The sequence below is a fragment of the Dyella sp. 01N448 genome (genome assembly GCF_056399225.1).
Window position 1 is genome coordinate 46561 of record NZ_JBFTQX010000001.1, and the last position, 11960, is coordinate 58520.

Genomic DNA, 11960 nt, shown 5'->3' on the forward strand with positions numbered 1-11960 from the left:
GGCGCCGCCTACATTAATGCCTGTCTGACAAGTCCGCCATTCTGACCAGTTTGCTCCAACGCCATCATGCGGCTCCTCACATAACCTTTCGGTCGCAAGAGGGCTAAAGAACAGGGCGGCGCCTCTGCACCGCCCGTTCCCCATCGGACGACGCTCTCGCTGGGGTGAAGTGCGTTTGGGGCGTCATCGTCTGTCCCATTATCAAACCACGATCTGTGGTCGCTGGCTTGGGTAAAAGTACGGTGTCTATTTATCGGTCAGCACCAGGGACTCCAGAAACTGATCGGAAGCTGCGCTGACTTCCCAGGAGGAGGTTTGTACTATCGGTAGTGTCGGCAGTGGATCCGAAGCGGCAATCGTCGATACCCATAGCACGTTAACCTAAGCAGCTCGCGGACGCCGTGCGAGCGGCGACGACAGGTCGCCGGGAGTGTAAGTCGTGTGCGCACCTACACCGAAAGACGGACTGATTGACGTATAGACACGTCATTTGCCACGGCGGAGGATCAGGGTGGTTGTTAGTTTGAGATAGCGTGACAGGTCACGCCGTTGACGAAGAATCAATCCCTCAGCTCAGTCTGAAGAGGTCACCAATGACGATTCTACGTGGCGTGTTCGGCCCCTACACCTACGAAGGCTCGTACACCACAACCAAAACTTCTGCAGTATGGCGCGCAGTGCTATGGCGAGACGGGAAATTTCAGGGGGAAATTGGCGGCGAACTACTAGAGGCCTCGCACGTTGAAGTCCTCGATAGCGCGTTCATCCATGCCTTGGTGCAGAGTCGCATTGCACCCTTACTCTCGCCAAAGCAGTGAAGGTCCGCTATCGCCCGTGACTTCAACCGGTGACCACGAAGGTGCCGGGGGGCCCTTTCGATCCGCTGCCGATTGCGCTTAGCAGTAGCGGCCCCGGTTTGTCCCGCAGAAGTTGTTTTAAGACTACCTAATGATCTAGCGCTCCTTCGTGGTGTTTGTCCTCTGTTGAGCGGCGACGAGGTGTTCAGCCTTGCCGGAGCCTATTTCAACCTGATCGAAGTCCGCAATCCAAGATTCCAATGTGCGAGGCCTCCAGCAATTCGTGGCCACCTTGCCCTCTGAATCTCTCGCCTCGCCAGATTGGTGGGCGCGGCACCGCGAAATACGAGTTGATGTATAGCAGCCTTCGTAAGTGCAGGGGCCGAACACGCCACTCAAGGAACGAAGCGTACGTTTGGAAATCTACCTAGCGTCGCCTGCGTATTTCTGCTGACACCGCCGCGGCTTCGAATGCGTACGCACCGGATCGCATCGAGATTTTCGCGCACGCCAAGGTCCCGGCTTCACATCAGGACAAGGAACTTACGCTCAAGATTCGGGGCTAAGCGGGCGTGGGCCCGCATGTTGGGAGCGGACATGAAGCACCAATCGAGAATCTGGAATGGCCTGATAATGGGGCTTGTAATCAGCGTCATGGTGTGGCCCCTAGGGGCCGTCGAAATCATCACCAAGCAGGACATCATCAATAACGTGGTCAAGACGAACCAACTGGTTAAGGTTGCCGACAACGCGATTTTCTTGCTCGACACATCGTCATCAACTAACAGCGACTTCGGCGATACGGACAAGCCGGTGGTCCAGGTCATGAAAAACGAGCTCAAGAGCAGGAATGCCTACCTTCCTGATCTTGGCTACGAGATGGGCATCTACATCTATACCGACTGGCAGGAGCTTTATCCCGTGCAGCTGTACAACCGCGAGAAGGTTGATGCGGCGTTGAACAAAATTCCGGATCGCGGCCGTGGCATCACGCCCCTCAACACAGGCCTGAAGAAACTCGAGGGTGTCCTCAAGCCATTAAAGGGCAGAACCGCAGTGTTTGTATTCTGGGATGGTGACTACACCGGCGATAACCCCGCCGACACCGCCAGGAGGCTGGCCAAGGAATACGACGTCTGCTTCTACGTGATAAGCAGCGCTAGGCCGTCAAGGGAAGCCACTCTCACGCAGGATGTCGCCAGCCTCAACGCCTGCTCGCGGGTCATCCCGCTGGCCAGCTTCTTCAACCAGCCCAACTTCATGAGCGGAGCACTGTTCGATGTGAAGGCTACCGAACATGTCGTCACGACCACCGATACCAAGATCGTCGGTGCCAAGGTCGACAACATCAATTTCGCCTTTAATGAAACCGAGCTTGCGGCCAAGGACAAGGCTGAGCTGGATAAGCTGGCGCAGTTCATGAACGACAGGCCCAAGTCATACGTCGTGATCGCCGGGTATACCGACAATGTTGGGACCAGGGATCACAACGAGGGCCTGTCTCGCGGCCGCGCCGAGATGGTCGCGCGCTACCTGAAGGAAAAGCACAGCATCGGCGATAGCAGAATGGTGCTGTTCTGGTACGGGCCCAACAACCCACTCGTGCCCAACGACACCCCTGCAAACCAAGCTAAGAACCGCCGCGTTGAAGTGAACGTGGGGCTTGGGGAAGGATAGTCCTGGCATAGCCTCCGGTTTGCTTTCTATTAGAAAGGCTCGCGTGGAGATCATCCGCGCGAGCTTTTTCGTAGCCGGGGCCGTCGAACCATACTTCGGTCGCAGCCAGAACCGGACCACCCGCGACGCTGGAAAGGAGCGCAGGCGGATTTCGTTGCTTGAACATCTGCCCCAGGCCATGCCCAAACGCACCATGCCGCATAAGTTCACTGGTCCCGCGATCATTGGTGGAGTTGGGCACCGTCAGCACGCAGATAACCGGTGCAAATGCGCCACCGCATCCATCTTCCCACGTCTTCGCCGATGCCTAATCGTTATGGCCCACGATGCCCAAGCCGGCGTGAAGCTTCCATGCATCGGACTTTGCTGCAGTGGTGCAGGAATGTCTCCTCTAAGCCGGGAGCTGACGCCACTAACTCCTCACTGGTCACTCGGTCCGGGAGGCAACCCTATAGCCAAAACACAATGGTGACTGACATGCAGTCATCCCGGCGTTTCGCCGGCAATCCTGCTCCGTCGGCAACCCTTCCACAAAGACCTCGACCGGCGGGCTGTACGTTTCGAGAGATGGCCATTCCCCCAGCTATCTCAGGTTTGTGTGAGCCCTTCGGTGACGCCTTGACTGGCCTACGCCTCCGCGCGAAGCTCTCCGCCGACGTGGAATGTTGGCACGCAAAAGGGGACGTCGTCATGTCGCAGTTCCGAGTCACGTTTGATGGTGCGGATTGCCTTGTTTCCATCACTGATATCCCAGATGGTGTGAGCTGGCGCGCACGCATCATGCGTAACGGCTGCATTAGTCGCGAAGTAACGGGAGTCTGTCCGGACACGGGTTCTCCGCGCTCTGAAATCCCGCCGCGTGTCGAGCAAGAGGTGCGCGAGGCTGTGGCGTGGTTGGACGGACGGCGAACAACGCGCCCGAAGTAGATCCGCGTCGCTGTGACAGCCATCTATTCAACCGTCTGGATGAGGATTTGACGCATGATTACTCACCAGCTAACCGATAGTGCAAAGAGAGCTCTTCGCCTTTTTGCCGACAGGGCGGCGGAGCGGTTGGGAAATCCGATAGTCCCGACAGAGGATCTCGCCGCCGTTACTGCGGCTGGCCTGCTTGTCGAGGTCCTCGGAGGATGGAAGGCCACCGAAGCGAGTTGTGCGCTCGGCTTGAGTTACGACTGACGGACGGGCGGGCCGCGGACGCGCTGCACAAACTTTGGTCCCCTTTCGGCTCGCGCCGGCCTAGGCGATGCCACTCTACGTATTTGATTTTAAACATAAATACAGACTATGTGCTCACATCTGAGCCAAAGTTTGTGCCAGTAGATACCCATGCGCACAAACTTTGGCTCACAAAACCGCACAGACTTTGCGGTTCAGAACACGAAGCCGGTCGCCCAGGCGCGCTTCTGTCAGCGCCCGATGCTCGTCGCGGTCGGCTCCACTCCTCGCCAACCTATTTGAACAGGGCCATGAGTGCCTTCGCGCCGGCCGTCGAAGAGGCAGGGTTCTGACCGGTGACGAGGCGACCGTCGGTGACGGCGAACACTTCCCAGTTGGCCTTCTTCTCGAAAGTGGCGCCGAGCTTCAACAGCTCGTCTTCGACCAGGAAGGGAACGACGTGGGTGAGCTGGACTTCTTCTTCTTCGCCGTTGGTGAAGCCAGTGACGTGCTTGCCCTTCACCAGTGGCTCGCCCTTGTGTTTGACGTGCCTCAACACGCCGGGAGCGTGGCATACAAAGGCAATGGGTTTGCCGCTGTCGTAAAACGATTCGATCAACTTGATCGAGACCGGATCTTCGGCGAGATCCCACATGGGACCGTGGCCACCCGGATAGAACACGGTGTCGAAGTCCTTCGAAGACACGGAGTCGAGGCGTGCGGTGTTGGACAAGACCTTCTGTGCCACCTTGTCTTCCTTGAAACGGGTCTGCGCAGGAGTCTGATTGCTCGGGTCATCGCTCTTGGGATCGATGGGTGGCTGCCCGCCCTTGGGTGATACGACCGTCACCGATACGCCGGCATCGGTAAAAACGTAATACGGCGCCGCAAATTCTTCGAGCCAGAAGCCGGTCTTCCTTCCCGTGTTTCCGAGTATGTCGTGTGAGGTGAGTACCATCAGTATCTTCATGCCGTAACCCCTCGTTAGATGCGACCAGGACCTGTCATCTCGCCCGATGGAATGCCTCCCGCTTCAGGCGACCACGCTCGATGGATCGATGGTTCGGTTCTCTGTCCGCGAAGATTGCCCCGGCTTTGCAAAGGGGTCTATCAAGCTTTGGTATCAGTTTTCCGCCACCGGACTTCTCAACCCTTGCATCGCAAGATCTGACATGCGTGCCACGTGCGCACGCCCAAGCGTCCTGATGGATGGATCGACGTGATGGCAAGAACGTCGCCAGCAGGTGCATGAGACTCAGCGCTGAAAACACGATGCTGTCGCCGTGTACCCTATCGACGCTTTCGCACCTTTCCCCATCCCCGCCTGAAGCACTGTTACCTATGAGAAAACCTTCCGCCCCCCTCGATTCCGAGCACGGCGCAGCCGTCTACTCAGATCGCGTATTGAAGATTTATGACCGCTGGGTCCTGGGCTTCTCGAACAACTATGCGTGGAAGTGTCCAACGGACGCCGTGCTGTTGCCTTTTTTCCAGCAACACCTGAGCTCCAACCATCTCGATGTGGGCGTCGGTTCGGGCTACTACCTGGCGCATAGCGCGGACAAGCCCGGGCAGAAAGTCACCTTGCTGGATCTCAATGACAACAGCTTGAAGGCTGCAGCGTCGCGCATCGCGAACTTGCAGCCAACGCTGGTGCGCGATGACGTATTGCAGCCCAGCGGTGCGCTCGGCGACAGGACGTTCGATTCGATTTCCCTGTTCTATCTCCTGCATTGCCTGCCGGGCACGATGACCGACAAGGCGCGCAAGGTGTTTTCCACGCTTGGTACTCACCTGACCCCGGGCGGCGAGCTGTATGGCGCGACCATCCTCGGCGATGAGGCCAACCACAACTGGCTGGGGCGCCGCCTCATGGGGCTTTACAACCGCAAGGGCATCTTTGGAAACCGCCACGACACGCTGGCAAGTTTGCAGTCGGCACTCAGCGAATATTTCGCCAAGGTCACTGTATGGCAGGTTGGAAAGGTGGCGCTGTTCAGGGCTGAGATGCCGCTGACTTAAAAGGGGAGCACGCCAATCCGTGCTCCGGCAGGGCCCCATGGGCTAGCGCGAGACCGCTTCCACGGCGGCGCGTACCCAACGGCGGCGCAAGTCGGTGACTCGCGACAACCAGCTCTTGCGCATCACATGCAGCTCTTCGATCGATGGCGCGTGTCGATACGCGCCTCGTCGAAAAGGTCGGAAGAAATATCCGAATCGCGTGACGGCGCCGAGGATCATCGTCCGGCGCCGCGTTTGAGCCGGCGCGCCGCTTCCATCGCTGCGGCAAGCTGCTGCCGCTGCGACAGCACCGGTGAGAGCTGCCTGTAGGGTTCACCAAACACGTGATCGAACAGATCACCGACGGACTGGATGAGCTTAGCTAGCCGAGTGGGTCGGGAGGTAAAGCGAAAATGGCCAGCCATGATAGTCACCTTGAGTTTTGACGCTGCGCCCCGGTGGACGCGAATCCCTGTCGATGGGTCGACAGGTGTTGTGGCGGGGCGCTGCCCCACCACAACCCGTACTGGTTAGTGCTTGGTGGGCACGTTCACGGTATCAATCGCGTGGATGATGCCATTGCTCGAGGTGATGTCTGCCTTGGTGATGGTGGCTGCGCCAATGCGGAGCTTGTCGCCATCCTTGGTGACCGTCGCGGTCTGACCCTGCATCATCTTCGGTGTGGTGAGCTTCTCGACGTCCGCGGCCGAAGCGCGGCCCGGCAGCACGTGATACTTCAGCACCGAGATCAATTCGGCCTTGTTTTCCGGCTTGAGCCAATTGGACAGCACATCCTTGGGCAGCTTCTCGAATGCCTCATCCGTCGGCGCAAAGACCGTGTACGGGCCGGTGCCCTTCAACACGTTGGTGAGTTCTGCCGCTTCAAGCGCCTTGCCAAGGGTATGGAAGCTGCCGTTGGCAGCCGCTGTTTCGACGAGGTTCTTGCTGCTAACGCGAGACACGTTGGAATCGTTGGTGGACATGAGTATTTGCCTTTAGTGAAGATCCGAAATGCGGATCCAGAGCGGACGTAGCCGCAACTCCGATACAGATCGGAGAAATACTCAGATGGCGTTAGGGAGAGGACCGCGAGGCTGAGACGCCTGCCAAGGAGGAGACTTTCTATCCTGGCGCCCATGCAGCATGCACGTGTGGTTGTTACGTAAGGGTGATGTGGCAACTGTTCGTCGTCATGCCACGTGGGCGGTTCACTTGACGTTGGTCAACGGGATCGTTGCAGCCACTCGAGCGCACGTCGCAGCCATGCGTTCGCCTGGTTCGGATTCCACACCAGGGTCGCCACGCTTTGCGGCGGCATGGTGTAGTCGAAACGGGTCTGGCCTTCCGCCACGGAGACGTTGCGTGGGTCCACGCTGCTGTTCACCATCACCAGTACGATCGAGCCATCGCTGGGATTGAGGAAGGCCACGTTGTCCAGACCCTTCTCGGTAGCGGTGGAGTTGATCCGCAGCGCACCGGGCAGCACGAATCGACTGAAGTGCGCCAACGCGTAGTATTCATCGTTGCGGCTCACCTCACCCGTGGCCGAGTCGATCGTCACCACGCCCTTGCAGGCGTCGCAGCCGCCAAAGTGCGGGCCATGTTTCTCATCGAGAACCAGGTTCCAATAGATGACGCCGCGCGCCCACTGCCGGATGCCTGCAATCAACAGGTCGCGCGAGAACCACAGCAATTCGCCCTTGACGCTGGAGGCCCAGTCGCCACCGGAACACTCGGTGATATAGGCGTCCTTGTCGGGGAAGGCACGATGCACGCGGCCCTGCGCATAAGGGCTGCCTTCGTAGCAATGCCAGGCAACGCCGTCGATGTAGCGTGCCGCCTCGGCGTCGCCCAGGACGGCCAGGGGCTGCTCGGGCGCATTCCAGTTGTGGTCCCATTCCAGGATGCGCGTGTTGGATTTGCGGCTTGCCAGCTTGGGACCCAGGTACTGCGCGACGATGCGTGCCCGCGTGGCCGCCGGCATCTGCATGCCCGGATAAGTGATCGGTATGAAGCCGGGCTCGTTCTGCACGGTCAGGGCGAAAATGGGGATGCCGTAACCGCTATAGGTATCGAGGTACTTGAGCAGATAGTCCGCGTATGTCTCCTCGTACTGCTCCAGCAACTCGCCACCAATCAGGTTCTCGCTGGTCTTCATCCAGGCCGGTGCGCTCCATGGCGTGGCCACGATCTGCAAGTCCGGATGGATGGAAAGCACTTCGAGCACGCTCGGAATCACGTCGCGCAAATTGCTCGTGATATTGAAATGCTCCAATGTCGGATCGGTCTGCCCGAACGGCACATCGTCCAGCGTGTAAGGCTTGAGCGAGAAATCCGACGCGCCGATGGTCAGGCGCATCATGTTGAAGTTGAGGTTGGGCGGCGGACCGTACAGCTCGTGCAACAGCGCACTGCGCTGCGTATCGCTGAGATCGTTCTGCAGCAGCCACGCCGACGAGTCGGTCATCGCGGCGCCGAAGCCGACCATGCTTTGGTAGGTGGTCTGCACGTCGATCACCACATCGGCAGGCGCCGAGCCGCGGGCGCGCATCGCAAGGTCGGGTTGTCGGGCCAGCTTCAGGCGACGGTCGGCCGTGCTCAACCATAGCTCGACCGCGGGCAGCAGCGACGGCGTCGCAGGTGCAATGTGGGCGCCGACCACCGGACGCTCCAAGCGCGGCGCATAAAGGGCGGTCAGGGTCAGCAGGGCAATCAAGCCGACCGGGACAAGCGTGGCCCACCTGGATTCGGATCGATGCTCATCCATGGCGCACACAAAACCCTACGCTCGCGCTGCAGTTCAGTTGGATCACGAAACTCCCGGGTCTGCGCATCAACACAAGATCCTGGCCGATCACGGCGACAGGATCGGATTCATTGCGCCAAAACCCCGGCATGAACCCGATGCCATGCGCGCAGCATAGCGAACCTGCGCCGTCTTGACTGTGGCCGAGCGCATTGAATGGCCGCATCGGCCTGCGCGGATGGATCAGCTGGCAAAGCCAGCAAGCTCGTGCGAAGCATCTTCGCGGGATGCCCGTCGCGTCTTTTATCCATAGCCTCTCAACGCATCGCCACGCTCTGTTGGCACGCGTTCATCGCCGCGCTCCGCTACGACGCTCAGGGCCGTGCGCGGCCTTTTTTTCATGAATCGCGGGTAAGTGTCACGGACGGTTTCACGCAGCCTTTGACTGGGACATGCGCGCGCCGGCGGCACGATGCGCCGCCAACAGCAAAGGAGTTCATCATGATCAAGCGCATGCTTCCCTTAGTGATTGGACTGGCTGTTTCCAGTATGGCGTCCGCGCAGACCATGCCCGCCGCGGCGCAGTCCACTACCAGTGCCACCACCCAGACGACCCAGACCACCACCGTCACGACCTGGAGCAACCAGCCTCCGACCGGTGCGTTGACCGAAGAGGCGATCAAGTCCTCCATCGCCAACGCTGGCTACAAGGAGGTCAAGGGCCTGGAGTTCAAGGACGGCGTGTGGCGCAGCGAGGCCCGCGGCGGCGACAAGAAGTGGGTCAAGCTCTCCGTCGGTCCCGTCAATGGCAAGGTCTACCCGGCCGATGCGCCGTCCAAGCTCAACGAAAACGAAGTCAATGCACAGCTGGCGACGGCAGGCTTCCAGAACGTCAAGCACGTGAAGTTCGCCGAAGGGCTGTGGAGCGCCGACGCCAAGAGCAAGCGGGGCACCGACGTGAATCTCCTGGTCGATCCCACCGATGGCAGCGTGGTGGCCCGCTCGCGCGATTGATGCGTCGTCACCCGTGCGGTAAACAATGGAACCCGGCGCCGCCATCGCGACGCCGGGTTCTGACATGCTCAGTGGGGGATTACGCCGATCGTCCGCAACCAGACCTGCACGAGTTTCGGCCACTCGTTGATCGGGAACTCCGGATGCTGCATGCCGAACGCATGCCCACCGTGCGCATAGATATGCATTTCAACAGGCACGTCGGCGTCCTTGAGCGCGGCGAAGTAAACGAGCGATTGCTCCACGCCATCCACCTGATCGTCTTCCGCCTGCGCCAGGAAGGTCGGCGGCGTGTCGTGAGAGACCGGCACACGGGGATTCAAGGTGTTGTGCTCGGTGGCTAGATGGCCCGGGTAAATCGCCACCGCAAAATCGGGGCGGCTGCTTTCCTTGTCGGCATCATCAACCGGCTTATACAGCTGGCGCTTGAAGTTGGTGCTCGCCTCGGCGACCAGATACCCACCTGCAGAAAAACCGAGCACGCCGATCTTGTGCGGATCGATCTGCCATTGGGCGGCATGCGAGCGCACCAGCCTCAAGGTTCGCTGGGTGTCCTGCAGCGATGGCACGGACAATTGAAAGTTGTGCGGGCGGCTGTCGGTCTGCCAGACGTAGGGAATGCTGGGCACGCGATACTTCAGCAACACGCAGGTGATGCCTTGCGAGGTGAGCCAGTCGCAGACGTCGGTACCTTCGAGTTGGATGGCCAGAATCTGGAAGCCACCGCCCGGAATCACCACGACCGCTACGCCGGTGTTGACGCCTTTGGGGGCGTACACCGTCATTGTCGGACGGGTCACGTTGGTCACCGCACCTTTCGTTTCCTTCTCGGGCCCTGGCACCGGTTGCAGGTCAGGCGCAGCGCCCGGCCAGATCGGTATTTGCGTATGTCCCGCTGACGGCTGCCATACCGACGGTTCGGCATTGGCGCTTGCGCTCGCAGCCAGCAAACACGCGGCGATCATCCACCACTTCATTGCGCTCCTCCCTGTTGGCGCTCGGCCAGTGTTGTGCGGTCGAGAGAAATCCATGGGGATTTCCCACCTTCGCGATCCTGACTGACGCATCGGCCCGGCTGCTGCTGCGCTGATGGAATTTTTCGGGCAAGCAGTTGGCCAGCGCCTGCGCGCAACGCGGCGCATGTGCTCCGTCAGCAGGATTGGGCCGCAACGACCGCATCGCCACGACGATCCATCGCCACGGAAACGGACCACAGCAACAAGCCGCCCAGCGCCAGTCCGCTGCCGACCCAGCCAGGCGAGGTCCAGCCATAGCCGTGTGCGATGGCCAGCCCGCCCAGGAAGGGGCCGAGCGCATTGGCGGCATTGAAGGCGGAATGATTGAGCGATGCGGCGAGGCCTTGGGCGTCGCCGGCCACGTCCATCAACCGGGTCTGCAGCACCGTGCCAAGCGCACCGCCGATGCCGATCAGGAAAACCGTGGCACCGAGCGCCCACACATGGCCCGCGGCGAACGGGAAACAGGCGAGGATCAGCGCACTCCACAGCAGCAGGCCGCCGGCGGTGCGCATCAACGCGCGATCGGCAAAGGCCGGCACGATCATATTGCCCAGCGTCATGCCGATGCCGAATACGCCCATCACCCAGGGCACGCTTTCGAGCGGCATATGGGTCACGTGCAGCAGGATGTCGGCCAGATAGGTGTACACGGCAAACATGCCGCCAAAACCGATCGCACCGATGCCCAGCGTCAGCCACACCTGCGAGCGCCTGAGCGCGCCCAGTTCACGCAACGGGCTGGCGTTGGCGTCGGCCGGCGTGTTCGGTGCGAAGGCCAACACGGCGCTCATGGTCGCCACGCCCAACAGGGCTACCAGCGCAAAACTCCAGCGCCATCCCACGGCCTCGCCAAGCCAGCTGGCCAGCGGCACGCCCACCACGGTGGCGCAGGTGAGGCCCAGAAACATCTGCCCCACGGCGCGCGTGCGTCGATTGGCAGGCACCAGCGAGCTGGCCACCAGCGCGCCCACGCCAAAGTAAGCGCCGTGCGGCAGGCCGCTGAGAAAACGGAACAGCAGCATCCAGTGATAACTGGGCGAGAGTCCGGTCAAACCGTTGAACACGGTGAACATTGCCATCAGCATCACCAGCAGACGGCGACGCGGCATGCGCGCACCCAGCACGGTGATCACCGGCGCACCGACCACCACGCCCAAGGCATAGGCGCTGATCGCGTGGCCCGCTGTCGGCGCATCGATGCCCAGCCCCTGCGCGAACAACGGCAGCATGCTCATCGTGGCGAATTCGGTGGTGCCGATGGCAAAGCCACCGACCGCAAGCGCAAGGATGACCAGTCCAACGTGGGGAACGCGAACAGGCGGCGCGCCCGGAGCCAGGGCGGGGGAAGAGGCGGACATGGGGACAACTCGGGCCGTGGGGCAGCGCAGTGGTGCGCTGCAGCACGAAAGAGTAGCGGCTATGCCTCCGGGTTGCCAGCCTGGAAGGTTGGGAGTTTCGACATGCCGCTGCTGAACGCCGCTGGTCGCCGTTCTATGCTTCGGCCACGGCCAAACGGGGGAGAGGCATGGGGATGCTGCGGTTGTGCTG

The 11960-nt window shown here is 60.5% G+C and carries 9 protein-coding genes; 3 read left to right on the forward strand and 6 right to left on the reverse strand.

The window, feature by feature from the left end:
- Positions 1-1394 precede the first annotated feature (1394 nt).
- Entirely contained in the window at positions 1395-2474 is a 1080-nt protein-coding gene (locus tag AC1DKY_RS00215) for an OmpA family protein (RefSeq protein ID WP_441601744.1), read from the forward strand.
- 1453 nt (positions 2475-3927) lie between these two features.
- Here AC1DKY_RS00215 and AC1DKY_RS00220 read toward each other — a convergent pair.
- Positions 3928-4602 (reverse strand): type 1 glutamine amidotransferase domain-containing protein, encoded by a 675-nt coding sequence (locus AC1DKY_RS00220; RefSeq protein ID WP_441601745.1) that lies wholly within the window; start codon positions 4600-4602, stop codon positions 3928-3930.
- A gap of 278 nt (positions 4603-4880) precedes the next feature.
- Between AC1DKY_RS00220 and AC1DKY_RS00225 the strand changes: the two genes are divergently transcribed.
- Positions 4881-5654 carry a class I SAM-dependent methyltransferase gene (locus AC1DKY_RS00225; RefSeq protein ID WP_441601746.1) on the forward strand — a complete coding sequence of 258 codons (774 nt, stop codon included), beginning with the start codon at positions 4881-4883 and terminating at the stop codon, positions 5652-5654.
- A gap of 215 nt (positions 5655-5869) precedes the next feature.
- Here AC1DKY_RS00225 and AC1DKY_RS00230 read toward each other — a convergent pair whose 3' ends face one another.
- The 3 genes from AC1DKY_RS00230 to AC1DKY_RS00240 form a co-directional block, all read right to left on the reverse strand.
- The gene (locus AC1DKY_RS00230; RefSeq protein ID WP_441601747.1) at positions 5870-6058 is read right to left on the reverse strand and encodes a hypothetical protein; all 189 of its coding nucleotides are present in this window, start codon (positions 6056-6058) and stop codon (positions 5870-5872) included.
- Between the two features lie 105 nt (positions 6059-6163).
- Positions 6164-6616 (reverse strand): fasciclin domain-containing protein, encoded by a 453-nt coding sequence (locus tag AC1DKY_RS00235; RefSeq protein ID WP_441601748.1) that lies wholly within the window; start codon positions 6614-6616, stop codon positions 6164-6166.
- 239 nt (positions 6617-6855) lie between these two features.
- Positions 6856-8400 carry a glycoside hydrolase family 30 protein gene (locus AC1DKY_RS00240; RefSeq protein ID WP_441601749.1) on the reverse strand — a complete coding sequence of 515 codons (1545 nt, stop codon included), beginning with the start codon at positions 8398-8400 and terminating at the stop codon, positions 6856-6858.
- A gap of 480 nt (positions 8401-8880) precedes the next feature.
- Between AC1DKY_RS00240 and AC1DKY_RS00245 the strand changes: the two genes are divergently transcribed.
- Positions 8881-9393 (forward strand): PepSY domain-containing protein, encoded by a 513-nt coding sequence (locus AC1DKY_RS00245; RefSeq protein WP_441601750.1) that lies wholly within the window; start codon positions 8881-8883, stop codon positions 9391-9393.
- A 68-nt stretch (positions 9394-9461) separates the two neighbouring features.
- Here AC1DKY_RS00245 and AC1DKY_RS00250 read toward each other — a convergent pair whose 3' ends face one another.
- Both AC1DKY_RS00250 and AC1DKY_RS00255 read right to left on the reverse strand, forming a co-directional pair.
- Positions 9462-10370, reverse strand: a complete 909-nt coding sequence (locus AC1DKY_RS00250; RefSeq protein ID WP_441601751.1) for an alpha/beta hydrolase — start codon at positions 10368-10370, stop codon at positions 9462-9464.
- Between the two features lie 173 nt (positions 10371-10543).
- The gene (locus AC1DKY_RS00255) at positions 10544-11770 is read right to left on the reverse strand and encodes an MFS transporter (protein ID WP_441601752.1); all 1227 of its coding nucleotides are present in this window, start codon (positions 11768-11770) and stop codon (positions 10544-10546) included.
- Positions 11771-11960 lie beyond the last annotated feature (190 nt).